The sequence below is a fragment of the Geoalkalibacter ferrihydriticus DSM 17813 genome, from assembly GCF_000820505.1.
GTDB classification, from domain to species: Bacteria; Desulfobacterota; Desulfuromonadia; order Desulfuromonadales; family Geoalkalibacteraceae; genus Geoalkalibacter; species Geoalkalibacter ferrihydriticus.
The window spans coordinates 619,692-644,707 of record NZ_JWJD01000001.1 but is presented as its reverse complement, the minus strand read 5'-3'; the positions used below and the strand labels follow the sequence as shown (position 1 = coordinate 644,707).

The window sequence follows — 25,016 nt, the reverse complement described above, 5'->3', positions numbered from 1 at the left end:
ACACCGACCGAGGGGCAGGGGCGCCGCCCCGCTTCTCGGTCGCAAGGTTACTTTCTTTCAAGGAGTTCACCATGGCCGCCGATAGCCCGACCTGGAATCTTGCGCCCCTCTACCAGGGCGCTGATGACCCGGCCCTTGAGGCCGACCTGGAACAATTGCGCAAGGCCGCGCGCACTTTGCGGCGCGATTTTCGCGGCCGCATCGCCTCGGACAACCTCAGCGCCGATGTCTTTGCCGCCGCCCTGCGCAACTACGAACAGATGCAGCGCATCGGCCTCAAACCTTATCTTTACGCGCAACTGCTGTTTTCCGCAGACAGTCGCCCGGATGCGCACAAGGCGTTGTTCGCCCGGGTTCGTGAGCTGTGGAGCAGCGTCAGCGAGGAGGTGCTGTTCTTTGAACTCGAGATGCTGCGCATTGACGAGGAGCGCTTCGCGGCTCTGCTCAAGGATCCCGGCGTCGCCGCCTACAGCCACTATCTGCACCAGATGCGCGCCCATGCGCCCTACACCCTGAGCGAAGAGGTCGAGAAGGCTCTCAAGCGCAAGGATCTCACGGGCAAAGAAGCTTTCGTCCAGCTCTTCGAGGAGCTGACTTCCTCCCTGACCTACACCTTCACCCTGCCCGGCGAAGAGCAGGCCCGCGAGGTCACCGGCGAAGAACTCCTGGCCCTGTTGCACCATCCCGACGGCAAGGTGCGCGAGGAAGCCTTTGCGGCGTTTCTCGACAAGCATGCCGACAACCAGCTGGTGCTCAGCAGCTGCTTCAACAATCTGTTCCTGGATCACGCCCGCGAGGTGGAACTGCGCAAATATCCCGACATCATGACACCGACCCATCTGAGCAGCGAGGCCGAACCGGCCATGGTCGAGCGCATGATGGAGGTGACGGAAGCCAATTACGGCCTGGCCCAGGAGTACTTTCGCCTGAAACAGCAGCTGTTGGGCCTCGATACGATGAAAAACACCGACATCTACGCGCCCCTGGACACCGAAAACCGCAGCCTCGCATTCAGCGATGCGCGTACCCTGGTGCTTGATGCCTTTGCCGGCTTCGCCCCCGAGCTGGCCCAGGCCGCCGCGGCTTTCTTCGACGAGCAGCGCATCGACGTCGCCCCGCGCCCCGGCAAAACCGGCGGCGCCTACTGCATGGGCATGATGCCGGGCTTCGCGCCCTATGTGCTGCTCAACTACACCGGCAATCTACGCGATGTCGCGACCCTCGCCCACGAACTCGGCCACGGCGTGCATTTCGCCCTGTCCCAGGAGCAAAACCTGTTTCACTACCAGGCCTCGCTGCCCTTTGCCGAAACCGCCAGCGTATTCGGCGAAATGCTCCTCACCCGCCACCTGCTCAACCGCGAAACGGATCCGCAGGTGAAAATCGGCCTGCTGTGCGCGAAGCTCGAGGACATCATCGCCACTACCTTCCGCCAAACCGTGCTCACCCGCTTTGAAATCGCCGCCCACCGCCGCCGCGCCGAAGGGCTGCTTTCGCCCGAGGATTACTGCGCGCTGTGGTGGCAGGAAAACGCCAAGCTGTTCGGCGATGCGGTGACGATGATCGAACCCTACCGCTGGGGTTGGAGCTACATCAGCCACTTCATCCACGCACGCTTTTACTGCTTCAGCTATGTCTTCGGCGAGCTGCTGGTGCTGGCTCTGTATCAGAAATATCTTGAGGAGGGGCAAGCCTTCGTGCCCAAATATCTCGAACTCCTGCGTCAGGGCGGCAGCCGCTCACCTCAGGAGCTGCTGGCACCCCTGGGCATCGATCTGGCCGATCCCGATTTCTGGCAGAAAGGCTATGATTTTGTCGGCGGGCTGCTGAAAGAGCTCAAAACTCTCGTCGCCGCGCGCTAGAACGCAAAAAGCCGCCCCCGAAATGGGGCGGCTTTTTGCGTTCCAACAGCACCAGCGCCAATCAGCCTAGCGCAGCCAGGCTTCGACCTTTGCGGGGTTTTCCTCGATCCAGCGCTTGGCCGACGCGTAGGGCGTCGCGCCATCCTCGCGGTTCCACACCATGACCTGCTGCAGGTCGTCGGTGGTCCAGGAAAAATTGTCGAGGAAGCGATAGACTTCGGGCATATCCTCTTCGAGTCCCTGGCGCACGATGGTATGGATCTGCTCTGCGCCACCGTAGACATTCTGCGGATCCTCGAGATATTTCAGGTCCCACTGGGCGAATTTCCAGTGAGGAGTCCAGCCGGTCACCACCATCCATTGGTCACGATTGATGGCATCGGCCAGGGTAGCGGTCATCGTGGCACCGCTGCCTTCCATCAACCGCAGGTTGTCCAAACCATAGACCTCCATGGCTTCTTCGGTTTTGGACATAATCCCGGCGCCGGGATCGATGCCGATTATGCGGCCGTCGAAGCGCTCGGCATGCTGCTTGATCTCGGTAATGGAATTGATGTCGACATAGGCGGGCACCACCAGACCGATGCGGGTGCCGTCGAGGTTCGGGCCGAGATCTTCAAGCTGTCCACTAAGCCGCTCCAGATAATGGCCGTGGGTGGTCGGCAGCCAGGCTGCGACCATGGCGTCGGCGTCGCCGCTGGCGATACCCTGCCACATGGCGGCGGCGCTCACCGGCGTCAATTGGACCTCGTAGCCGAGCTTTTCCTGCAACACGGCCTTGACCACATTGGTGCTGGCGACCTCGGAGGACCATTCCACGTAAATCAGGTCGATTTTTTTCTGCGCCGCACGATCTTCCTGCTTCTGGCAGCCGCCGACAAGCAAAGCCATCGCTACAATCAGCACGAGTGCCATCTTCATCAAGTGTCTTTGCATCTGCATCTCCTTTTCAGCATGAGGTTGGTTGTTCCGGTCAAACTTTTTTGCGCCCCCCGACTTTTTGCGTAATTCGATCAAGGGCCATGGCCAGGATCACCACGCCCAAACCCGCCTCGAAACCGTTGCCCGGTTCAAAGCGTTGAATGGCCCGCCACACGTCGCTGCCCAGCCCCCGCGCACCGATCATGGCCGCGATCACCACCATGGACAAGGACAGCATGACGGTCTGATTGACTCCCGCCATAATGGTCGGCTTGGCCAGGGGAATCTGCAGTTTGAAAAGTTTCTGCGCACGGTTGGCGCCAAAGGCATCGCTCGCCTCGATCAGGTCCTTGGGGACCTGCTGAATGCCCAGGCAGGTAAGGCGAATCGCCGGGGGCATGGCGAAGATGACGGTGGAGAAAATGGCCGACACCGGACCCAGGCCGAAAAAGGGAATCGCCGGAATCAGATAGACGAACGCCGGCATGGTCTGCATGAAGTCAAGCACCGGCATGGTCACCCGATGCATAGGATTGAAAAGGGCGGCTAGAATCCCCAGCGGCAGGCCGATACTGACGGCAATCGCCGTGGCGATTAAAACCAGAGCCAGAGTCGAAACCATAGAGGCCCAAAGGGCCATGTTCCAGATCAAGGCAAAACCGACCAAAGTCAGAATGCCGGCACGCCGCCCGGCAAATTTCCAGGCCAACAAGGTGAACACCAGAATCAGGACCCAGGGAGGAAAAAACATCAGCCCTGCGACCAGCAGATCAATACCCGTCTCCATAAAACGGGAAATGGCCCGGGTGATAAAGGCAAAATTGAGGGTGAGAAAATCGATAATCGCTTCGAGAGTGTCACCGATAGGTATGCGCGGCCCAGGCATCGTCATCAGTCGTCGCTCCTTTCCGCCATGGCAGCCAATAAAGCGCCGCGGATGATGAGTCCCTGCAGGCGTCCGTCTTCATCGGTCACCGCCACGGGAAAACTTTCTATAGCGAAGATTTCACTCAAGGCTGCCTCGGGCAAGACCTGCGGCACATCACGCAACAAAATGGCTTCAAGATCCTTGCTCCCTTCGGCGGCCAGGCGCGAGGCATCGTCGGCCGTCACGCGGCCCACCAGACGACGCTCCCGGTCGACCACCAGCAGGCCGGAGATGCCGATTTCCTTCATCTTGCGCAGGGCGGTTTTGGGACCGTCCTTGCCCAGGGTGACGCAGGAAGCTTTGTGCATGACCGAGCGCGCCGTGAGCACCTTGGCCAGATTGACGTCCTCGACGAACCTTTCAACGTATTCGGTGGCCGGGTTGGTGAGGATATCCTCGGGGGTGCCGATCTGCACGATACGCCCGTCTTTCATGATGATGATGCGATCACCGAGTTTAAGCGCCTCGTCGAGATCATGGGTGATGAACAGAATGGTTTTGCGCATGCGGCTCTGCAAGGACAGCAGTTCATCCTGCATCTCGCGCCGAATCAGGGGATCCAGGGCGCTGAAGGCCTCGTCCATGAGCAAAATATCCGGATCGACGGCCAGGGCCCGTGCCAAGCCGACACGCTGCTGCATGCCGCCGGAGAGTTCGTCCGGCGCGGAATCCTCCCATCCCGACAGACCCACCAGTTTGAGAGCGTCGCGCGCCTTCTGGGTGCGCGTGGCCGGCTCGACGCCCTGAATTTCCAAGCCGAATTCCGTATTTTGCAGCACCGTGCGATGGGGCAGCAGGGCAAATCGCTGAAAAACCATGCCGAACTTTTTCATGCGCAAGCGACGCAGCTCTTCCGCATTCAGAGCGGTGACATCGACTCCGTCGATCACCACCTTGCCGGCGGTCGGCTCAATAAGGCGGTTGATGCAGCGCAGCAGGGTCGATTTGCCGCTGCCCGAAAGACCCATAACCACCAGAAGCTCGCCCTCGGCGACCTCGAAGGAGGCGTCATCGACACCCACTGCGAGGCGGGTCTTTTCCATGATCGCGTCCTTGCCGAGGCCTTCGTCGAGCATCTTGATGCCACGGCCCGGGTCGCGACCGAATATTTTAAATACATTCTCAACGCGGATTTTTGCCGGAGGACCGGTCTCTTCCATGGCAGGACCTGCTTTCTTTAACTGCGATTGCTCGGGGAAAAACCTGAAGATGCGAGGGTGGGGCGCCCGCCGAGGGGCGCCCCCAGGGACTAGAAATAATAACCGAAGTTGATATTGAGACGCGTGGTGCGCCCCTCGTTGCCGGCGCCGACCATGTCGCCGCCGCTGAAAATCATGTTCTTGCCGGAGATCACGTCGACATAGGTAAACACCGGGCCGGAAGCGATCATGCAGCCCACCACGTTCTGCCAGATGCTGTTGAAGCGATCCTTGTCCGGCTCGATGAGGGTGTTGTCGGAATAGAAGGTCAGGCTGTCGATGGGTCCCCAGTTGAGCGGCTGAGTGTAGGCCACATTGAGGATGCCGATGTCGGCCTTGGCCGGCACGCCCCAGGAAAAGCTGTAGGCGCCCATGGTGATGATGTCGTTTCTGAGGGGCAAGAAGGAGTCATCGGCCAATTCTATCGCGTCGAGGTTTTTCGGATTGTGCTCGTAGCGCGCCCACTGCAGCTGCACGTTCCAGCGCCCGTAGTTGCCGTTGAGGTGCAGAGCGGTCGCCCAATGGTCGCCGGTCTTACCGGTGTTGTTGTTGTAGAGCTGGCCCCACTGGCCGCTGCCGCCCAGCTCGGTGGTGCCGAAATCGCCGTGGTCGAGGGTGTGGGCGAGGCGCAGGTTGAACTGGTTGGTTTCGCGGTTACCGGCGGGCTGCGCGCCGGCGAAGCCGCCGTCGGCGTTGCTGATCACGTCCACCGAATAGCGTCCGGCGTTGCCGGCGTTGCCCAATTCTTCGTTCTTGTAGAAGGCGAGGGCGAGATCCCAGGGACCCTGGTTGTAGAGAAACTTCAGCCCCATGTCGTAGTCATCTTCGAGACCTACGTAATAGGCGCCGCTGAACCAGAAATTGTGGCTGGCAAAGGGCAGCAGGCCGAAGGGCACCTGGTGAATGCCGATCTGCCCCTGCAGCTGGTCGGTGAAGTTGTAGCCGATCCAGGCATGATGGGGCGCGTGCCAGTCGTCGGAGGGATAGAACCGGTACTCGGCGGAAAGGATCATGTCCTTGATCTCGCCGTCGAGGTTGAGGCGAAAGGTATCGAAATTGAAGTCGCCGCCACGCTCCTTGTTGCCGGCGTCCCAGTCGGTGTAGCTGTACTGCACGCGTACGGCGCCGCCGAAACGGATGCCGCTCTGCGATTCCTCTTTCAACTCTTCTGCGTAGGACTGTTCAAGCTCGGCGATACGCTCTTCGAGCTTGCGGATATGCTCCTCATCCAGGGCCAGGGCGGCGGCAGGTGCCGTCAGGGCGCAGACGAGAAAAAAAGCGAGATACCTAGCCATTTTTTTCATGGAAAAATCCTCCTTCTCATGGAAATTCAACCCGTTAAAAAAAACACCATGCCACACCTCGGCGCGGGCGCAGAGGTGCGACATTCAGAAAACAAAAAAATGTCCTTAGGGAAATAGTGGAAAAACAGATCAATGGATCAAACCGTGGCAGGTCATGACTGTTTCCATTTTTTAGCGCAGCAGACAAGATTGTACGCTTGATTTTTTTGCTTAGTATTGATTGAACATCCGGCAGGGGGTCACCCTATAACATTGAAAAACCGCTGTCAAGTTTCAGCTTTTTTCTCTCTTTCATGCGCAGAGATCACTGAATCAGCATTGCGCCGGAGCGTTTTCGCACAGATTCAAACCCACTCGCGCCCCTGGGGTCCAGGGGCGCGAGTGAGGGCTCAGCGTACGCTGGAGAGAAAATGCATGTGCCGCTCGTATTGATCGAGCACGTCGTTGATCACGTCGCTTTTACTCCAGCCCATGATGTCGTAGTCCTGCCCACCTTCGCTCAGGTGGACCTCGGCGCGGTAATATTTAAGCGCCTCGAGGCGCTCGGGCTGGGTATCGCGCAGCACGAAGGTCGGCGGCTCATAGGGCTGCGGGTGCACCGAGTAGTAAAAGTCGATTTCCTCGCCGTGCCGGACTTCCACCCACACCTGATCCTGGTCGTCTTCGCTGACCCGCGCGTCGAGATTCATCTTTTTCAACTCGGCGGCGACCTCGTTCAACGCCGGGCTGACCACCTCTTTGAGGTAGCGCACCACTTCGCGACGCTTGGGGTGATAAACCATGGAACGCACCCGGCGCTGCCAGTTCATGGCGGCGTGCGGGCCGCGCGGCGCAACCCGCGCCTCGCGCAGGCTCATGCGCTTGAAAGACTCGATGCGCAGGGCGCGCAGCAGGCCCCAGCACATCAGAATCATGATCATCGTAAAGGGCAGGGCGCTGGCGATGGTGGCCGTCTGCAGGGCACCCAGTCCGCCGGCCAGGAGCAGCGCCGCGGCGACGATTCCCTCGATCACCGCCCAGAAAATCCGCTGCCAGGTCGGCGACTCTTCCTTGCCCCCGGAGGTGAGCATATCGACCACCAGGGAGCCCGAGTCCGACGAGGTGACGAAAAAGGTGATAACCAGCAACGTGGCCAGCAAGGACATGACCCCGGAGAAAGGCAGATGCTCGAAGAACTGAAAGAGTGCCACCGAAGTATCCGCCGCCACGGCATCGGCCAGCTCGGTGACGCCCTGCATGAGGATCATGTGAATGGCCGTGTCGCCGAAAAAGGTCATCCACATGAAGGTAAAGCCCACCGGCACCATCAGTACGCCGATAACGAATTCGCGGATGGTACGGCCGCGCGACACCCGCGCGATGAACATGCCGACGAAGGGCGACCAGGCGATCCACCAGCCCCAGTAGAACAGGGTCCAACCGCCGATCCAGGTGGTCGGCTCATAGGCATAGAGGTTGAAAGTCATGCGGAACAGGCTTGAGAGATACTCGCCGGTGTTCTGCACCAGAGTCTGCAAAAGAAAAACCGTCGGCCCCGCCACCAGTACGAAACTGATGAGAATCACGGCCAGGATCATGTTGAGCTCGGAGATGCGGCGAATGCCGGCATCGAGCCCCAAACCCACGGAGAGGGTGGCGACGGCGGTAATCGCCGCGATGAGGATGATCTGTACGCCGATGGTGGTGGGCACGCCGAACAGGTAATTGAGCCCTGAATTGACCTGAATGACACCGAAGCCCAGGGAGGTTGCCACGCCGAAGATGGTGCCGAGCACCGCGAAAATATCTACCGCATGGCCGATGGGGCCGTGTATGCGCTCGCCGATCAACGGATAGAGGGAGGAGCGGATGGTCAGGGGCAGATCATGCCGAAAGGCGAAATAGGCCAGAGACAGAGCGACCACGGCGTAGATGGCCCAGGCATGCACACCCCAGTGAAAAAAGGTGATCTTCATGGCCTCGCGCGCCGCCGCCGGAGTTTCGCCGAGGCCGACGGGCGGGCTGACATAATGCATGACCGGCTCGGCCACCCCAAAAAACATCAGCCCGATGCCCATGCCCGCCGAAAACAGCATGGCGAACCAGGAGGTGTAGCTGTAGTCGGGCTGACTGTGATCGGGGCCAAGCTTGATGCGTCCGTAATCCGAGATCGCCAGAAGCACTACGAATACCAGAAAACCGGCCACGGAAATCACGTAGAACCAGCCCGCCGAATGCGACACCCACGCCTGGATATTGGAGAACAACTCTCCGGCCGTCTCCGGCGCGATTACGGCGAAGAGCACGAAAATGACTGCCAGGGCGCTGGATATGAAAAACACCGGGGGATTGATTTGAATGCGGAGCTTAGGCTTAGGGACTTCTTCTTTTTTCGCCATGCATCTCTCCTTGATTTCATCGGTTTTCAAACCAGGAACCCATCAGCTCTGCGCGTCAGGGTTGACGTCTTTGCTTCTGGCCAGCAACTCCTTGACCCTCTTGCCGACGGCTTCGGGAGTGAAGCCGAAATGCTCCAGCAGGACGGCGCCTGGGGCACTCGCGCCGAAACCGCGCATGCCGATGACTTCGCCCTCGGTGCCCACCCAGCGCTCCCAGCCCAGAGGCGAAGCCGCCTCTATGGCCACGCGCGCGCGGCAACTCGGGGGCAGCACCTGCCGACGATAGCTCTCGGCCTGCTCGGCAAATTTTTCCCAGCAGGGCAGGCTGACCACCCGCGTTGCCACACCTTCGGCCTGCAACAACTCACGCGCCGCCAGCGCCACATGGACTTCGGCGCCGGTAGCCAGGAGCAGGGCCTGCAAATCGCCCTCTTCCTCAGCCAAAACGTAACCGCCGCGCCGCACGCCGTCAGCCGGAGCGTAGCGATCAGGATCCAGCACCGGCAGCCCCTGGCGGCTGAGGACCAGAGCCGTGGGCCCGTTGCGCCGCTCCACCGCCAAACGCCAGGCTTCGGCCGTCTCGTTGGCGTCGGCGGGGCGGATGACATGCAAGTTGGGCAGAGCGCGCAGTCCCGGCAACTGTTCCACGGGTTGATGGGTGGGGCCGTCCTCGCCCAGGGCGATGGAATCGTGGGTAAAAACATAGATGGGAGCCAGCCCCATCATCGCCGCCAGACGCATGGGAGGACGCATGTAATCCGAAAAAATAAGGAAAGTGGCACCGTAAGCGATCAGCCCGGGCGTATGGCTGAGGCCGTTGAGCACCGCACCCATGGCGTGTTCGCGCACCCCGAAATGCAGGTTGCGGCCGCTGCCGGTGCGCGAGAATGATCGTTCGCCCTTGAGGCTGGTGTTGGTGGATGGCGCCAGGTCGGCCGAGCCGCCGAGCAGCAACGGCAAGCGCGCGGCCAGGGCGTTGAGCACGATACCGCTTGCCTGGCGCGTGGCCAGAGGCCCGTCTGCCGCACCGAACGCCGGCAGATGCAGATCCCAGCCCTCAGGCAAGGCGCCATCACGGCTGCGCAACCAGTTTAGCAGGCCTGCCGAGGGATTTTTCTCCAGGTCTCGCAACAGCTCCTGCCACTGCTGCTGGAGATGCCTACCGCGCGTCCGACATGCGCCCATGTGGGCACGGACCTCCTCGGACACCAGGAAGCTTTGATGCGGATCCCAGCCGTAGGCGCTCTTGGTTGCGGCCAACTCCTCAGCGCCCAGGGGGGCTCCGTGCGCTTCGGCGCTGTCCTGTTTGGTCGGCGCGCCGGGTGCGATATGGGTGCGGGCGATGATCAGCGAGGGACGTGGATCGGCCTTGGCCGCGTTCAGGGCCATCTCGATTTCCGTTAAATTCTCTCCCTCGACCTGAAGAACCTGCCAGTCGTAGGCAAGAAAGCGCGTCGCCACCTGCTCGCTGAAAGCCAGGCTGGTTTCCCCTTCGATGGTGATGCGGTTGTCGAGATAGACAACAATGAGATTGCCCAGGTGTAGATGTCCGGCCAGGGAGGCCGCTTCGCTGCTGAGCCCCTCCATAAGATCGCCGTCGGAACACAGGGCGTAGACCCGATAATTGAACAGCTCTGCGCTGACCTGTTCGGCTAGAAACCGGCCGCCCATGGCCATGCCGACGCTCACCCCCAGCCCCTGCCCCAGAGGGCCGGTGGTGGTCTCCACTCCCGGCGCATGACCGAATTCGGGATGGCCCGCGGCTGGGCTGTGCAACTGGCGGAAATTCTTTAAATCATCCAGGGATAAGGCGTAGCCCGCCAGGTGCAGGACACCGTAGAGCAGCATGGAGGCATGGCCGCAGGACAGCACCAGCCGATCGCGCCCCGGCCACGCCGGATCGGCCGGATTGTGACGCAAATGACGGCGATACAACAGATAGGCGAGGGGAGCCGCTTCCATGGGCGTTCCGGGATGACCCGAGCGGGCCCTTTCCACGGCGTCAGCAGCCAAAAATCGCAAGGTATCGATGGTTGAGCGGGCGAGGACGGCATCCAGAGGTTCCCGAGTCATTGATTTCTCCTTTGAGGGTACGTAGCGCTTAGTAGGCACCGCGGAGCGCGGCGGCAGCCTTTGCGGCAAAAACGCGCCTGCGCCTCAGGCATTCACCGCGCCGCTCAACCCTTAGGCCCTAAGGCCCGAAACGTCATTGCTGCTCAATGGCTACAAAGATACATCCCTAAGATTCAAACAGGGCCGGCCTTCAAATTCAAGGACTCTCTGAAAAAACTCGGATTTGGTTGGTAGAATAGGAAGGATTGTAAAAGCTTTTTTTCTTTATGTGGAAAGGAGTTCGCAGATGCTCTATTTCGCCTATGGCCACAACATGGATCCTGAGGTTCTTGCGCAGCGAGGCGTGAGCTTCAGCCGTGTGTGTACCGGGAAAATTCGCGGCATGCGCTTGGTGTTTCACAAGCCAGGAGAGGATGGGAGCGGCAAGGCAGATATTCAGGACCATCGCGGCAGCGTTGCCGAGGGCGTGATCTATGATGTTCCCGAGGAAAGCCTGGCCAATCTTGATGTCTACGAAGGGGTGGACAAAGGGCACTATCGCCGCCAGCTCATTAAGGTGCAGACCTTCAAGGGCGAACTCGAGTGCGTCGTCTACCGCGCCGCCAAATTCAAAAACGGGCTTAAGCCGAGCCGCCAGTATCTGGGCGCGCTGATCCGCGGCGCCGCGGTTCATGGTTTATCGGCGGACTATCAGGTATTTCTCAAATCACATCTTACCGCTGACTGAGCTGGAGGGCGAGAGGACCACCGAGGAGAAAAAGGGTCAGGGCCGGTTCGGGAGGAGGCATGTCCCGATTACCGGCCCTGAGGGTTTTGCCAGAGGGAGTTTGCAATGAAGAAGGGAGTCTTCATATCGAAAGCCCGCCTGCCACAACAGGCCCCCGATGATTCATACTATATCCAGGGATCCAAGCCCCCGCCACCGCCATTCACGTAAAAATCGCTCCGCAAACAGGCAGCCGCGACTGTGCAACTACACAGATCGTCGTCCTTGGGGGGGTTGGGGATTCATACCGAAGCCGCAGTGATCGAGCAGAATCCTGACTTTTTGCTCTCGCGATCCCTGCCAACGAGCCAAGAGCCGCTCGGCCAGGGTCTGCCCCTCGGCGGCCAGCTCCGCTATAGGGTCGAGGTAAATGGTTTCATCCCATCCCCGCTGATTGGCAACCCTGCGGCGCACCAGACCTTCTCGCGCCAACTGCAGAAGATCAAGACAGAGTTCGCCCAGGCTGCGGCGACCCACCGGGGCCTTCAGGCCGACCCGCCAGGAGGCGGGAAAAACCTCGGACAAATGGGGATAAAGTTCAGCGTGCAACAATCTCCAGCTTGCGTCCAGAGATTCAGCGTCATACAACAGCCCCTTGACCAGAGCCGCCACCGCCAGGGTGTACACCGGCGGCAGACTATCGGCGGAACGCAGCTCGATCTGTGGCCGCAGGCGCACTTCAGTAAAAATCGTCGAGAGATGCAGATCCCAATCCCCCAGGGTAGCCCGATACTCACCCCAGCCTTTCTCCAGGTATCGGCGAAATGGCAGGCGCTCAGCGGTCAGGGCAATATAGCGGCCCTGGCGGTGGATAAAATACATGGGCACGTCGAGGGCATAGTCGACGAAGCTGGCGTAGCCGGCATCTTCCTGAAAAATCTCCGGCAACAACCCGGTCCGTTCAGGGTCGGTGCGCGCCCAGATTTCACCGCGGGTAGAGAGAAAGCCGCTGGGTCGTCCGGCGAGCAGGGGCGAATTGGCAAAGAGAGCGTAAAATACCGGTGCCAGCAACAGGCCGACGCGTACCTTGGCAATCCAGTCGACCTCGTCGGAAAAATCAAGATTGACCTGCAAGCCGGCGCTCTGCTTCATCATCGCCTGGCCCAGGTCGCCGGTGCGACGCATGTAGGGCCCCATGATGCGATAGCGGTCCTTGGGCACCCATCCGATGTTCTCCAAGGGTGTGAACGGCTGAGTGCCGAGCCCCAGAAACGCCAGGCCCAAGTCCGCCGCCTCGGCCGCCACCGCCTCATGGTGACGGGCAAAATCACCATAACAGCAATGAATATCGGGGCAGAGTTCGCCGGAAAGCTCCAACTGGCCGCCCGGCTCCAGGGTCACGGACGAGGTCGCGCTGTGCAGGGCGATCAGACGTCCTTCTTCACGAATCCCCAACCAGCCCGCGCGACCCTCCAGGCGACCCAACAGGGCCTCGATGCGCGCAAATTCAGCGGCTTCGCCGCTTTGCGCATCAATCACCAGCTTTTCTGACTCAACGCCTATGCCCCAGCGCTCAGCGGGGCGCGCACTTGCCGCCAAGTAGGCGATCAGCGCATCTGTACCGCTGACCGGTGTATCCAGACCTTCTTTCGCCAAGGTTGTCATGGGGAAAACATATCACTTTCCGGCGAAAGAACAATGGGATGCAAGGGTCCGCCAGCCTCAGGAATTAAGATACTCAGTAATCGTTGCCGCAATGGTTCTGAAAATAGCAGTAAATTCCTTTTCGTCAAGCTCGAGCAGGGTGATGCGAAAACCTCTCTCCGGGGTACAGAAGGAGGACAGCGGTACTACGCAAATGCCTGTCGCGGCCAGCAGGTAATAGACAAAGCGCTTGTCGAGGGAGATTCCCGGCTGATTCACCAGATGCTCCACCAGCTCCTTCACCTCGGGGTTGGCGATGGGTAGACTCTGCTTAGAGGTCAACTGATCGGGCTTGAACGCCACGCTCATGTAAAAGGCGCCGTTGGTGCGATTGACCTGAATGCCCGGCACCTCTTTGAGGATGTCGTAGGCGATGTTGGAGTGGCGCTCGTAGCGGGCCCTGCGCAAATCCAGGTACTTGGAATATTCCGGGTGGCTCAGAATAGGCGGTATCGCCTTTTGGGGCAGGGTGGTCGAGCAGACCTCCACCATCTTCGAATCAAGGATACTCTGGATATAGCGCTTAAACATGGGATCGCGTTCAGCGTTGTACACCTCGATCCAGCCACAGCGCGATCCCGGCCAGGGCAGCTCCTTGCTGATGCCCTTCATGGCGATGGCAGGCACCTCGCCGATTAGATCAGAAAGCGGCTTGGTCGATTCACCGTTATAGACCAGGTTGTGATAGATCTCGTCGCAGATGATAAACAGGTCGTATTCCCTGGCAATACCCACGATTTCCTTGAGGATGCGCTCGGGATAGACCGCGCCGGTGGGATTGTCGGGATTAATGATGAGAATGCCGCTGATGGCGGGGTTATATTTGACCGAAAGACGCAGATCATCGAGGTCGGGATACCAGTTGTTGTCGGGATCCAGGCGATAGGTCACGGGGCGTTGTCCGGCGTGAGCCGCCTCGCCCGAGGAGTGGGTTGAATACGTAGGGGAGGGGCCGATAACGCGCGCCTCACGCCGTAGTAGCCCGTAGACTTTCTGGATGGCATCGCCCAATCCGTTGAAAAAAATGATGTCTTCTGCGGTAATCTGGGTCTTGCCGCGAGCATTGGTCATCTCGGCAAGAAACTGGCGCGTTTCGAGTAGCCCCTTGGTGGCGCAGTAGCCGTAAGAACAATCCTGCATGGCCAGGTCGGCAACAATTTTTTTCATCCAGGCCGGAATCTTTTCCCCCTTGGCCACCGGGTCGCCGATATTTTCCATATTGGTCTTAATGCCGAGCTTATTGAGCTTTTCGGCAATGTCAACAATGGCGCGTATTTCGTAGGTCAATTCGCCTGCACCGATGTGCACGATGTTGTTACGCATAGAGGATATCTCCCAAGGTTGGCCGGTCGCTACTGCGGCGGCAGGGGCAATTAACGCAAAAAAGCCATGAGCGAGCGGCCCATGGCTTCAGGTTTATCAACAGAAAAAACGCGTCACCGGGCCATGCGCCGCTCAAGAGCAAAGAAAGAGGCTGCGGTCGCCGCGGCGGCCGCGCTTCTAGCTCGCAATATGGCCTTAATGAGGGGCATGGGGATCATGAACGTAGCGCCTTCCGATGACCTGCGGCGCATTTTGCGCCGAATGTGAGTCAATACCACAATGGAAGGTGGAAGTCAACGACGGCGCCGCGCCCCAGGCTCAGCTTTTTTTGCCGGTTTCCGGTGCCGCGGGTTTCTGCATCTCCAGACTGCCGTTGAAAACCACGCCTTCTTCTACGGTGAGCAGGGGCGTGGCAATGTTGCCTTCAACCTGAGCTGGAGCACGTAATTCAACCCTGGCCGTGGCACTGACATTGCCCTTGAGTTTGCCGCTGAGAATCAATGTTCCGACGGTGATTTCAGCATGCAATTCTCCGGTCTGACCAACGATCAGGGTATCCTTACTGTTGATCTCTCCGCGAAAGACACCATCCAGGCGTACGATCTCGGTAAAAACCAACTTTCCTTCAAACTGGCTGCCGGGGCCCAAAAAAGCCTTGATATCACTTTTTTCCAGTGGAGTAGCCACATTCGTACCCTTTTTTCCAAACATGTTCGCTGTTCGTCCCTTTGCCGAGATTGACGATGCAGGTGCCCGCGCGAAAATTTCATTTCCGGGCAATGGCGGTGTCAGGTAATCCCAAGGTGTGCCGACAGGCGCTCAAGCTCCTCGGCCGAAGCATAAGAGATTTCGATGCGTCCGCCTTTTTTCCCTTGGGCCGCGATACGCACCGGAGTGTCGAGAACACGGGTGAGTTCCTTGGCCAAAAGATCCAGTTGCGGATCGGGCTCGACCTTGGCCGGCCGGCGCTGCCGATTGGCGCCAAAATTTTTAATTCGTTTAACCAGAGCTTCGACATCACGTACCGAGAGGCCTTTGCGTTGCAATTCGCTGCTGGCCTCCACAATATCCTCATCGCTTTCCAAAGCCAGCAGCGCGCGCGCATGGCCCATGCTGAGGCGGCTTTCTAGCAGATCGCGGCGTACCACCTCGGGCAATTTGAGCAGGCGCAAGGCGTTGGCCACCGAGGAGCGATCTTTGCCGACGCGGCGCGCCACCTCTTCCTGGGTCAGATCAAAATTGCTCACCAGGTTGCGATAGGCCTCTGCCTCCTCGATGGGATTGAGATCCTCGCGCTGAATGTTTTCGATAAGCGCCATCTCCAACGCCCAGTCTTCGGAAACATCCTGTATAACCACCGGAACTTCAGACAGTCCAGCTTTTTGTGCGGCCCGCCAGCGCCGCTCACCGGCGATGATCTGATAATGGTCGTCCTGGCGGCGCACCACCAGTGGCTGAATGATGCCCTTTTCGCGAATCGAGGCGACCAATTCCTCCATTTTGGCGTCATTGAAACTCTTGCGCGGCTGATCGACGTGGGGCCGCAGATCCTCAAGAGGACAATGAAAATATTTTTTTTCCGCAGTGCTCGCCGCGGGGCCCAGCAGGGCGCCCATGCCGCGGCCCAAGGCGGGTCGTTTTGCCATGTCAGACTCCCATTCCGATAATTTCGCGCGCGAGATCGAGATACGCCGCCGTACCCTTGGAATTGACATCATAAAGCAACACCGGAAGGCCATGGCTGGGCGCTTCTGACAGACGCACATTGCGCGGGATAACGGTATGAAAGACCTTGCCGTTGAAATGTGTTCGGATTTCTTCGGACACTTGATGTGAGAGATTGTTGCGTCCGTCGAACATGGTCAGCAAAATACCGTGAATGGCCAACCGGGGATTGAGCTGGGTCTTGATGATACGGATGGTGTTCATCAACTGCGACAGCCCTTCCATGGCGTAGAATTCACACTGCAAGGGCACCAGCACCGAATCCGCGGCGGTCAGAGCGTTGACCGTGAGCAGGCCCAGGGAAGGTGGGCAATCGATGACCATAAAATCAAAATCGTTGAGCAAGGGATCTAAGGCGCTTTTCAGCTTGACCTCACGGGCCAGAGCGGTCACCAGCTCTATTTCAGCGCCGATCAGGTCGGTGTTCGAGGGCAGCACCCGTAACAGGTCGAGCTCCGTTGATACAATAATCTCACGGGCATCGACCTCCCCCAGCAGAGCGTGGTACACGGTGCTTTGCAGTTGAGATTTATCGATACCCAATCCGGTACAGGCATTGGCCTGGGGATCCATATCCACCAACAGAGTACGCTTTTCCGCCGCCGCCAAAGATGCGGCCAGATTAACCGCCGTGGTGGTTTTGCCGACGCCCCCTTTTTGGTTGGCAATCGCTATGATCTTGGCCATATGGCTGCAACTCCTTGCGGAAAAATCAAAGAGGTCACTTTAACACAAGGCAGCGGTGTTTCGGTAACAGATTTTTCCTCGATCAGCGCCATCAACCGCACCTTACAAAAACCTCGAGCCGCCGGCGTGCGCCGCTGGCCGGCAGAACCAGTTCGCGCTGCCCGACCCATTGAAAGCCTGCCGCCACGGCAAGACACTCCAGGTCACCCTCGTCCTCCTGGGCTTTCATGGCAATAAAGCGGCCACCCTCGGGCAAAAAGGGCGCCGCCCATTGGAGCAACTGCTCAATGTGCGCCAGGGCACGCGCGATGACCAGGTCATAAGCCCTGCGCTGGGCAGGGTCGAGGGCAAACTCCTCGATGCGCGCACGCACCGGGGTGAAACCGGTTAAACCCAGGATGCGCGCTGCATGGCGCTGGAAAAGAACCTTTTTTTCCTGGGCCTCCAGCGAAACCACTCGCAACTCGGAACAGGCAATCTTCAGCGGAATGGCGGGCAACCCAGGGCCCGATCCCAGATCGAGCAGATTCACGGCTCCGCTCAACAAGGGCAGGGGAGTGAGAGAGTCAACCAGGTGCTTTTCCACGCTTTGCGCCTGGTCGCGGATGGCGGTCAGGTTGATTTTTCGATTCCACGCCAGCATTTCCCGCTGGTAAAGCAGCAACTGCTCCTGCACGGTACGCGATACGGACAGGCCCAAGGCTTCGAGTTGGGTGCTAAGTAGGGATTGCACGTTCACTTCAGCGTCTCCGCAGAGCCACGGAGAGGATCGCCAGAGCTGCCGGCGTAACTCCGGAAATACGTGAGGCCTGTCCCAGGGTCAGGGGACGCACCTTTTCCAGCTTTTCCCGTACTTCCACGGTCAATCCCGAAATTTTCGCATAGTCGAAATGCTCGGGGATTTTCACCTCTTCGGTACGGCGGAAGCGCTCGACCATTTCTTGCTGGCGGGCAATGTAGCCGGCATATTTGGTCTGGATCTCCAATTGCTCGGCGACGGCTTCCGGAAGGACAGAAAATTCGGGATCCAAGGCACAAAGCTGAGCCATAGAGATCTCTGGACGGCGCAGCAATTCCTCCAGAGTGCGGGCATTTTTCATATCGCCCAAGCCAAGATCTGCCAGGATTGCCGTTTCCGATGGACGTATTTTGCGACTGCGCAGGTATTCGCGGCCATGCGCCAAATGATCCTGCTTTTCGTTGAAAATACGCCAGCGCTCTTCGCTCACCAACCCTATCCGTCGCCCCACCGGGGTCAATCGCTGATCAGCATTATCTTCGCGCAAAAGCAGACGATATTCGGAGCGCGAGGTAAACATGCGATAAGGCTCCTCGGTTCCCAGGGTCACAAGATCATCAATCAGCACGCCGATATAAGAGCTGTCGCGGGTCAGGATCAACGGCTCCTCACCGCGCACCGCGCGGGCTGCATTGATTCCCGCGAGCAACCCCTGCGCCGCAGCCTCTTCATAACCGGAGGTTCCATTCACCTGGCCGGCATGGTAAAGCCCTGCAATCGCCCTGGTTTCCAGGCTCGGTTGCAACTGGGTCGGAGGGAAAAAATCATACTCAATGGCATATCCCGGGCGCATGATTTCGACCTTCTCCAGACCAACGATGGTACGCAGGAAAGCCAACTGCACATCAGGGGGCAAGGAAGTGGAGACGCCGTTGGGATAAATTTCGCGGGTCTGCAACCCTTCAGGCTCGAGAAAAATCTGGTGCTGATCTTTCTCGGGAAAGCGCATGACTTTGTCTTCGATGGACGGACAATAGCGTGCGCCCACGCCGGAAATTTTTCCGGTATAAAGGGGAGAGCGATCAAGACCCGTGCGGATGATTTGGTGTGTATGAGCATTGGTGTAGGTAATATAGCAGGGAACCTGTGGAACTGTAATTGCCGCGCTAAGGCAAGAAAAAGGCTTCGGGGGATCATCACCGGGCTGAGGCTCAAGACGTGAAAAATCTATAGAATTGGCGTCAAGCCTAGCGGGAGTGCCGGTTTTAAGCCGACCCACCCGCAAGCCCAAGGCGCGCAACTGATCCGAAACCCCCTCCGAAGGCGGTTCGCCCGCCCGCCCAGAAGGGTAATGAGACAGACCTACATGGATCAGTCCCTTCATAAAGGTCCCAGTGGTCAGAATCACTGTGCGTCCCGAAAAAACCAAACCCTCGCGTGTCTTGACCCCAGTTACGCGCGCTCCCTCAAAGAGCAGAGACTCAACCGTCCCTTGCTTCAAATCCAAGCCGGACTGATCCTCAATCACCTGCTTCAGGCGCTGCCGGTAGAGGTTGCGATCGGCCTGCGCGCGCGAAGCGCGCACCGCAGGGCCTTTTTTGGTATTCAGAGTGCGAAACTGGATGCCTGTTGCGTCGATATTGCATCCCATCTCTCCGCCCAGGGCATCAATTTCTTTTACGAGATGCCCCTTTGCCAGTCCGCCGATGGCCGGATTGCAGGACATCAGCCCGACAGTATCCAGATTCATGGTCAGCAACAGCGTAGCGCAACCCATGCGCGCCGCCGCCAAGGCCGCTTCACACCCAGCATGGCCGGCACCGACGACAATAACCCCGTAAATTTTTTCCTGTGAGGAACTCATGGGTATATTTCCCTGAAATACCAAACGGTTAGACAAAATGTTTCACGTGAAACATTTTGTCTATTTGCCAATACAGAAACGCTCAAAAATCCGCTGCAGTATTTCTTCCGGGGCGGTTTCCCCGGTAATCTCACCAAGATGATCGAGACCCTGGCGGATATCCAAGGCAACAAATTCAAGAGAGAGGCCATCATCGTGTGCGCCCAAGGCTCTATGGAGACTTTCAGAACATCGCACAAGGCAATCATAATGCCGTTCCTCGGTAACAAAAAGACCCTCACCGCAAGAGTCTTCCGAAGCGTCAAGAAAGAACTCGCGAATTCTGCTGCGCAAATCATCAAGACCCTGTCCAGTCTTTGCCGACAAGTGAACCCTCGGCAAAGACTGTAAATCTGAATCCAGGTCACAGAGACCAAGATCGCTTTTATTGACAACCAAAAGCACCTTGTGAAAATCGCAAAGACCCAAAGCCCCGAAATCCTCGTCCGTCAGGCCCTGATTTCCATCAACCATAAACAGCACCAGATCTGCTTCTGCGATTTTATCACGACTGCGGCGCACCCCTTCCTGCTCAACAGGGTCAGAACTGTCGCGCAGGCCGGCACTATCGATAAAGCGCGCACGCAGGCCCTGGAGGTCGATTTGTTCTTCAAGTGTGTCGCGAGTTGTGCCGGGGAGGTCCGTAACGATGGCTCGTTCACTGCCAAGCAGGGCATTAAGCAAGGAACTTTTTCCAACGTTGGGTCGACCAAGAATTAAAACCGCAACACCTTCGCGCAGAACCCGTCCGGATTCGAAACTTTCCAAAAGTTGTTTAACTTGACCAAGGCTTTCTTGCAGGTGGCTACGAATGCGGTTTTCCGATGAGGGATCGAGATCCTCTTCGGGAAAATCGATCCAAGCCTCAACGACAGACAAAACATCGCACAAAGTCTCACGCAATGCGGAACAGCGCTCGCTGAGCGCCCCTTGGAGGTGGCGCATGGCGAGACGCTGCCCCAAAACACTCTGAGCATTTATGAGTTGCATCACCCCTTCGGCCTGGCTTAAATCAATCCGTCCATTCAGAAAGGCGCGCAACGTAAATTCACCAGGATGCGCCAGACGTGCCCCTTGCTCAACCAATGCTTCAAGGATGCGCCTGCCGACCACGGCGCCGCCGTGGCAATGAATTTCAACTACATCCTCCCGCGTGTAGGTGTGAGGAGCTCGCATAAAAACAGCCATCACCTCATCGATGGGCTCTTCGGCACTAAGGCCGAAGTTCCCAAGGTAAAGACGATGGCTCGAAAATTTTTTATTCTTCCGCCGGGGGTGAAAAAGACGCTCCAACAGGGGCAGGGCGAGTGCCCCGGAGATACGAATGATGCCGATCCCGCCCTGACCGAAAACCGTGGCGGGAGCGGCAATGGTAGCGCGATCGCCGTAATCCAATTTATTTTTTCCGGTGAATCAAAACCTGCTGCCCAATGGTCAGTATATTGTTGACCAACCAGTAGAGAACCAACCCGGCAGGAAAATTCAGAAACAGAACCGTAAAAATTACGGGCATGGCAAGGAAAATTTTTGCCTGGACCGGATCAAGCGTCGTGGGCGTGAGTTTTTGCTGGAGAAACATGGATGCCCCCATGAGCAAGGGGGTGACGTAATAGGGATCTTTCGCCGAGAGATCGGTAATCCACAGAAAGAAGTGGGCATGGCGCATCTCGATGGACACCATGAGAACCTTGTAGAGAGCAAAAAATACCGGAATCTGGACGAGCATAGGCAGACAGCCCCCCAGGGGATTGACCCGGTGTTCTTTGTACAGATTCATCAACTCAAGATTCATCCGTTGTTTATCGTCTTTGTATTTAGTCCGAAGTTTCTGCATTTCCGGCTGCAATCTCTGCATGGACTTCATCGAATTAAAACTTTTCTGGGTTAGAGGCCAGAAAAGAATTTTAATGATTACAGTCAGCAGAATAATCGCTAAACCATAGTTGTGTAAAAAACTGTTGAAAAATATCAGGACGTGTAGCAGAGGGCGAGCCATAAACCCGACATACCCAAGATCAACGGCGTCACTCAACTGATAGCCGAGGGATTGCAAGGTATCAAAGTCTTTGGGACCGAAGTAAGCGAAAAACTCGAACTCGGCCTGCTCGCCAGGATGCAAGGTTCGATAGGGAGTTATCAACGCGTTGCCGATAAGATCATTGCTGCGAAAGACTCGCGCACGTTCGGCACTGTCAGCAAGGGGAACCAAAGCGTTCAAAAAATATTTTTTTTCAAACCCCGTCCACAGAACCCCTTGGGAATAGATGGATTCACCTTTGCGCAGATCGTCCACCTTATCTTTTCTCTTTTTCCCGTCGGCATAGGTGCTGGGTCCGACAAACTCATACATGGTACCGGCCATATCCTCATGCCAGGGCTGCACAAGGGTCAATGAAAGATTGCCGGAGAGAGGCGCGTTACCACGGTGAACAAGTTCAAGAGATACGGGCACCTGATAGGAATTTCCAGAAATGGTCAGGGTTTTGCGCACAAAAACGCCATCGGCGATCTGACCCTCAAAAACAAGTTCCCGCACATCGGTGGAACCGAGCTGAAGTCTATTTCCAGGAAAATCCGCCAGAGCAAAAACCGGTTGTTGCGCACCTGAAAATCCGTCGGTACCAGAAATTTGCAAGGTGCCGGAACTTTTTCCCAGGGTATCAAGCAGAACAAAAGCGGGTGAATCCTCATCCATGGTTTCTCGATACTGAAGAAGTTCGATCCTCCGAATGGTTCCGTAATTTTCATCGATCTCCATACGGAATTTATCGCTGAGGATTTCAATAATCCGTCCAGGCTGCGGAGCACGAACCTGAAATTCGGTCTCGATTCCGACAGGAGGACGAGTTACATGCGTATCAGGACTTATGTCTCTGGCATCAATAACCGATTCTTCACTGACGAGCGGCGGGGACGGGGGAGGGTAAAGAACCGTAAAACCAATCCAAACCACAAGCATCAATAAAATAGCAATCAGGGTATTTTTGTTTTCCATAATGGCTCCGCAGAAAAGCTAATCAGGGCAGGGGATCAACGCCCCCGGGATGAAATGGGTGGCATTTCAGTAATCGCCGGGTTCCAAGCAACACCCCTTTAAAAACGCCGTATTTGGATATGGCTTCGAGGCTGTATTGAGAACAGGTAGGATAAAATCGACAGGAAGGCCCAAATAGCGGGGATAAAAAATATTGATAAAAGCGGATCAAATTCAAACAGATAAGCCGCATGACGAAGACCTTAGACTTTTTTGCCCCCCAAACGCTCCTGCAACTCGGGTACAACCTGTGCGAAGCTTAGAAGGTGCGCTCCCGATCTCGCGATGATCGACAGGTCATATCCAACCATCTGCTTTTGCAAATGAATCCGATAGCATTCACGCAGCAAACGTTTGACCCGATTGCGTTTGACCGCATTGCCGACTTTGCGACTGACAGTCAGCCCTAAACGACTCTGACTCGTGCCGTTTTTATGCACATAAACAAGAAAGTGGGGCGTTCTAAACAAACGCCCCCGCCTGCGAATTTCGGCAAATTCTTTCCCTGTTTTAACGCGCGCCGCGCCGGGCAGCGGATAATTTTTAACCTTACTCACCAAAAATAACTATTTTTTGGGAATTTCCACCACCAGGCGGTGACGGCCTTTGGAACGACGACGCTTGATAACCTGCTGACCATTGCTGGTCAACATCCGCTTGCGAAACCCATGAGTTCTTTTGCGACGGATGCGGCTCGGCTGATAGGTACGTTTAGACATTGGATATGCACTCCTTCGAGCAATCTGTGAAAATAGACGTAGAAAAAAGCATTTCAAACATATCCTGAAAAAAAAGTCAACAACCTTTGTTTTTCTCTCCCTTGGCCGCTCCCGGAGGCCTGGGCAGGAGTTCGAGAAAATTTCTTGAAATAATTACCTATCTCTGTTAATTTTGCAGACTTGATTTTGCCTTGGAAAATAGTGATTTTAGATAAATTTGAAGGTTTTCCACAAGTGTGGATATCCTGTGAGCAACCGCAGGTCTGGTGAGCTGCTTTTTTTCAAAGATTAATAATAACTTTTCATCTTTAAATAGTGATTTATGGACAGACTCTGGCAAGAAACACTCGAACATCTTAAAGAAATTATCAGCCCGCAGCTGTTTTCAACGTGGATCAAGCCCATACACTTTATCCGGGTCGAAAAATCCACGGTGTTTCTTCAGGTACCCAATCGATTTTTCCTTGATTGGATCAGAGATAACTATGCCTCACGGATTGAACAAGCCCTTTCCACCATGGGAGCCGTTGATTATCACGTTGTCCTCGAAGTAGGCAAGCCGGAAAACGCGATAGGTACTCCTGCGGAGAGTGATGCAAATCAGAATTTTTCCGCGCCGGTTGAAAAGGAAATATTTCCCCAGAAGAAACCTGAATTTTTTCCATCCAATCTTAATCCGCGTTATGTTTTCAATGATTTTGTTTCCGGATCATCGAATCAGTTTGCCCATGCTGCCGCCATGGCCGTGGCCAATAACCCCGCAACGACCTATAATCCGCTATTCATCTATGGAGGAGTTGGTCTGGGAAAGACCCATCTGGTCAATGCCATAGGCAACGCTATCCTGAAAAAAAATCCGGATATGCGGGTTTGTTACTATGCCTCTGAAAAATTCATGAACGAATTAATCAATTCTCTACGCTATGCGCGTATGGATGAATTTCGCAATAAATTCAGATCCATGGATGTTCTTCTTATCGATGATGTGCAATTTATCGCCGGCAAGGAACGCACCCAAGAAGAATTTTTCCATACGTTCAATGCCTTATATGAGGCCCATAAACAAATTGTCGTAACCTCAGATAAATTTCCCAAGGACATACCGGGGTTGGAGGAACGCCTTCGTTCCCGCTTCGAATGGGGACTGATTGCCGATATCCAGGCACCGGACGTCGAAACAAAACAAGCCATTTTAAAAATGAAAGCCGAAAAAAACGCCATACCTCTTCCAGAGGATGTTGCTTATTTTCTATCCAACTCAGTTACCAGCAACGTCCGGGAACTCGAAGGTTTTCTCATTCGCTTGGGCGCCTACGCCAGCCTTACTTCGACGTCCATCACCCTGGAGATGGCACGTGAGGTACTCAAAGATATTCTGGTGGAGAAAAACAAAGAATTGACGGTGGAAGAAATCCAAAAAACCGTGGCCGCGCATTTCAATATAAAAATGGCCGATCTTAAATCTCCAAAAAGGCTCAAGGCTCTGGTCCTGCCACGCCAAATAGCCATGTATCTAGCGCGCAACCTAACGTCACTTTCTTTTCCCGAAATCGGCGAGCGCTTCGGCGGTAAAGATCACTCGACTATCATTCATGCCATTAAAAAAATTGATAGGTGTCAAGAAGACGATTTTCAGTTGCGCGCCGTCATCACCACCTTAAAAAATAATCTGACGCGATAAGGATGGATAAGTTGTGCGTAACCCTCTCAATAACTCGGGGGATAACACCAGTGGCCATCTTATCCCCAAAAAAAGGCTTTGGCTCCACAGCCGAAAAACATTCTTCCCAACATTTTTTTTATATTAGTTT

General features: G+C 56.4%; 21 protein-coding genes. 3 read left to right on the top strand and 18 right to left on the bottom strand.

The window, feature by feature from the left end; translation table 11 throughout:
• Window positions 1-71: 71 nt before the first annotated feature.
• A complete protein-coding gene (locus GFER_RS03145) occupies window positions 72-1,862 on the top strand; it encodes a M3 family oligoendopeptidase (RefSeq protein ID WP_040095967.1) in 1,791 nt (596 codons plus the stop codon).
• Between the two features lie 66 nt (window positions 1,863-1,928).
• Here GFER_RS03145 and GFER_RS03140 read toward each other — a convergent pair whose 3' ends face one another.
• From GFER_RS03140 to tkt, 6 genes are all read right to left on the bottom strand, one after another.
• Complete coding sequence (locus GFER_RS03140; RefSeq protein WP_139172021.1) at window positions 1,929-2,798, bottom strand: glycine betaine ABC transporter substrate-binding protein; 870 nt, start codon at window positions 2,796-2,798, stop codon at window positions 1,929-1,931.
• Between the two features lie 37 nt (window positions 2,799-2,835).
• Entirely contained in the window at window positions 2,836-3,675 is an 840-nt protein-coding gene (locus GFER_RS03135) for an ABC transporter permease (RefSeq protein ID WP_040095965.1), read from the bottom strand.
• Complete coding sequence (locus GFER_RS03130; protein ID WP_040095962.1) at window positions 3,675-4,871, bottom strand: quaternary amine ABC transporter ATP-binding protein; 1,197 nt, start codon at window positions 4,869-4,871, stop codon at window positions 3,675-3,677. Before GFER_RS03130 ends, GFER_RS03135 begins: the two co-directional genes overlap by 1 nt.
• An 89-nt stretch (window positions 4,872-4,960) precedes the next feature.
• Window positions 4,961-6,214, bottom strand: a complete 1,254-nt coding sequence (locus GFER_RS03125) for a porin family protein (protein ID WP_161807377.1) — start codon at window positions 6,212-6,214, stop codon at window positions 4,961-4,963.
• A gap of 389 nt (window positions 6,215-6,603) precedes the next feature.
• A complete protein-coding gene (locus tag GFER_RS03120) occupies window positions 6,604-8,592 on the bottom strand; it encodes a BCCT family transporter (protein ID WP_040095960.1) in 1,989 nt (662 codons plus the stop codon).
• Between the two features lie 42 nt (window positions 8,593-8,634).
• Window positions 8,635-10,665: a transketolase gene (gene tkt / locus GFER_RS03115; RefSeq protein WP_040095957.1), complete on the bottom strand. Its 2,031-nt coding sequence runs from the start codon at window positions 10,663-10,665 to the stop codon at window positions 8,635-8,637.
• Window positions 10,666-10,951: 286 nt separating this feature from the next.
• Here tkt and GFER_RS03110 point away from each other — a divergent pair, with 286 nt between their 5' ends.
• Entirely contained in the window at window positions 10,952-11,392 is a 441-nt protein-coding gene (locus GFER_RS03110; RefSeq protein ID WP_040095954.1) for a gamma-glutamylcyclotransferase family protein, read from the top strand.
• 246 nt (window positions 11,393-11,638) lie between these two features.
• On the opposite strand, the gene GFER_RS03105 is transcribed toward GFER_RS03110, so the two are convergent.
• The 12 genes from GFER_RS03105 to rpmH form a co-directional block, all read right to left on the bottom strand.
• Window positions 11,639-13,036 carry a glutamate--cysteine ligase gene (locus GFER_RS03105; protein WP_040095952.1) on the bottom strand — a complete coding sequence of 466 codons (1,398 nt, stop codon included), beginning with the start codon at window positions 13,034-13,036 and terminating at the stop codon, window positions 11,639-11,641.
• 57 nt (window positions 13,037-13,093) lie between these two features.
• On the bottom strand, window positions 13,094-14,398 hold the full coding sequence (locus GFER_RS03100; RefSeq protein ID WP_040095950.1) for a pyridoxal phosphate-dependent aminotransferase: 1,305 nt from the start codon (window positions 14,396-14,398) through the stop codon (window positions 13,094-13,096).
• 318 nt (window positions 14,399-14,716) lie between these two features.
• Window positions 14,717-15,109, bottom strand: coding sequence for a bactofilin family protein (locus GFER_RS03095; RefSeq protein ID WP_052445900.1), 393 nt, complete (start codon window positions 15,107-15,109; stop codon window positions 14,717-14,719).
• Window positions 15,110-15,186: 77 nt separating this feature from the next.
• Window positions 15,187-16,044, bottom strand: coding sequence for a ParB/RepB/Spo0J family partition protein (locus GFER_RS03090; RefSeq protein WP_040095947.1), 858 nt, complete (start codon window positions 16,042-16,044; stop codon window positions 15,187-15,189).
• 1 nt (window position 16,045) lies between these two features.
• Complete coding sequence (locus GFER_RS03085) at window positions 16,046-16,810, bottom strand: ParA family protein (RefSeq protein ID WP_040095946.1); 765 nt, start codon at window positions 16,808-16,810, stop codon at window positions 16,046-16,048.
• A gap of 91 nt (window positions 16,811-16,901) precedes the next feature.
• Window positions 16,902-17,549 carry a 16S rRNA (guanine(527)-N(7))-methyltransferase RsmG gene (gene rsmG, locus GFER_RS03080; RefSeq protein ID WP_052445899.1) on the bottom strand — a complete coding sequence of 216 codons (648 nt, stop codon included), beginning with the start codon at window positions 17,547-17,549 and terminating at the stop codon, window positions 16,902-16,904.
• Between the two features lies 1 nt (window position 17,550).
• A complete protein-coding gene (mnmG, locus tag GFER_RS03075) occupies window positions 17,551-19,413 on the bottom strand; it encodes a tRNA uridine-5-carboxymethylaminomethyl(34) synthesis enzyme MnmG (protein WP_040095944.1) in 1,863 nt (620 codons plus the stop codon).
• A 60-nt stretch (window positions 19,414-19,473) separates the two neighbouring features.
• Complete coding sequence (gene mnmE, locus GFER_RS03070; RefSeq protein ID WP_040095942.1) at window positions 19,474-20,847, bottom strand: tRNA uridine-5-carboxymethylaminomethyl(34) synthesis GTPase MnmE; 1,374 nt, start codon at window positions 20,845-20,847, stop codon at window positions 19,474-19,476.
• Between the two features lies 1 nt (window position 20,848).
• On the bottom strand, window positions 20,849-22,447 hold the full coding sequence (yidC, locus tag GFER_RS03065; protein ID WP_040095939.1) for a membrane protein insertase YidC: 1,599 nt from the start codon (window positions 22,445-22,447) through the stop codon (window positions 20,849-20,851).
• Window positions 22,448-22,469: 22 nt separating this feature from the next.
• Window positions 22,470-22,679, bottom strand: a complete 210-nt coding sequence (yidD, locus tag GFER_RS18100) for a membrane protein insertion efficiency factor YidD (RefSeq protein ID WP_074669491.1) — start codon at window positions 22,677-22,679, stop codon at window positions 22,470-22,472.
• Window positions 22,680-22,689: 10 nt separating this feature from the next.
• Entirely contained in the window at window positions 22,690-23,043 is a 354-nt protein-coding gene (rnpA, locus tag GFER_RS19670) for a ribonuclease P protein component (protein WP_052445898.1), read from the bottom strand.
• 9 nt (window positions 23,044-23,052) lie between these two features.
• The gene (gene rpmH, locus GFER_RS03055; protein ID WP_040095936.1) at window positions 23,053-23,205 is read right to left on the bottom strand and encodes a 50S ribosomal protein L34; all 153 of its coding nucleotides are present in this window, start codon (window positions 23,203-23,205) and stop codon (window positions 23,053-23,055) included.
• A 322-nt stretch (window positions 23,206-23,527) separates the two neighbouring features.
• Between rpmH and dnaA the strand changes: the two genes are divergently transcribed.
• Window positions 23,528-24,886, top strand: a complete 1,359-nt coding sequence (dnaA, locus tag GFER_RS03050) for a chromosomal replication initiator protein DnaA (RefSeq protein WP_040095933.1) — start codon at window positions 23,528-23,530, stop codon at window positions 24,884-24,886.
• The last annotated feature ends 130 nt before the right edge of the window (window positions 24,887-25,016 follow it).

Excerpts from the sequence above, each read along its gene's own strand:
- GFER_RS03145 (WP_040095967.1), top strand. The coding sequence starts at position 72 with ATGGCCGCCGATAGCCCGACCTGGAATCTTGCGCCCCTCTACCAGGGC.
- GFER_RS03140 (WP_139172021.1), bottom strand. The coding sequence starts at position 2,798 with ATGCAAAGACACTTGATGAAGATGGCACTCGTGCTGATTGTAGCGATG.
- GFER_RS03135 (WP_040095965.1), bottom strand. The coding sequence starts at position 3,675 with ATGACGATGCCTGGGCCGCGCATACCTATCGGTGACACTCTCGAAGCG.
- GFER_RS03130 (WP_040095962.1), bottom strand. The coding sequence starts at position 4,871 with ATGGAAGAGACCGGTCCTCCGGCAAAAATCCGCGTTGAGAATGTATTT.
- GFER_RS03125 (WP_161807377.1), bottom strand. The coding sequence starts at position 6,214 with ATGAAAAAAATGGCTAGGTATCTCGCTTTTTTTCTCGTCTGCGCCCTG.
- GFER_RS03120 (WP_040095960.1), bottom strand. The coding sequence starts at position 8,592 with ATGGCGAAAAAAGAAGAAGTCCCTAAGCCTAAGCTCCGCATTCAAATC.
- tkt (WP_040095957.1), bottom strand. The coding sequence starts at position 10,665 with ATGACTCGGGAACCTCTGGATGCCGTCCTCGCCCGCTCAACCATCGAT.
- GFER_RS03110 (WP_040095954.1), top strand. The coding sequence starts at position 10,952 with ATGCTCTATTTCGCCTATGGCCACAACATGGATCCTGAGGTTCTTGCG.
- GFER_RS03105 (WP_040095952.1), bottom strand. The coding sequence starts at position 13,036 with ATGACAACCTTGGCGAAAGAAGGTCTGGATACACCGGTCAGCGGTACA.
- GFER_RS03100 (WP_040095950.1), bottom strand. The coding sequence starts at position 14,398 with ATGCGTAACAACATCGTGCACATCGGTGCAGGCGAATTGACCTACGAA.
- GFER_RS03095 (WP_052445900.1), bottom strand. The coding sequence starts at position 15,109 with ATGTTTGGAAAAAAGGGTACGAATGTGGCTACTCCACTGGAAAAAAGT.
- GFER_RS03090 (WP_040095947.1), bottom strand. The coding sequence starts at position 16,044 with ATGGCAAAACGACCCGCCTTGGGCCGCGGCATGGGCGCCCTGCTGGGC.
- GFER_RS03085 (WP_040095946.1), bottom strand. The coding sequence starts at position 16,810 with ATGGCCAAGATCATAGCGATTGCCAACCAAAAAGGGGGCGTCGGCAAA.
- mnmG (WP_040095944.1), bottom strand. The coding sequence starts at position 19,413 with ATGAGTTCCTCACAGGAAAAAATTTACGGGGTTATTGTCGTCGGTGCC.
- yidC (WP_040095939.1), bottom strand. The coding sequence starts at position 22,447 with ATGGAAAACAAAAATACCCTGATTGCTATTTTATTGATGCTTGTGGTT.
- yidD (WP_074669491.1), bottom strand. The coding sequence starts at position 22,679 with ATGCGGCTTATCTGTTTGAATTTGATCCGCTTTTATCAATATTTTTTA.
- rpmH (WP_040095936.1), bottom strand. The coding sequence starts at position 23,205 with ATGTCTAAACGTACCTATCAGCCGAGCCGCATCCGTCGCAAAAGAACT.
- dnaA (WP_040095933.1), top strand. The coding sequence starts at position 23,528 with ATGGACAGACTCTGGCAAGAAACACTCGAACATCTTAAAGAAATTATC.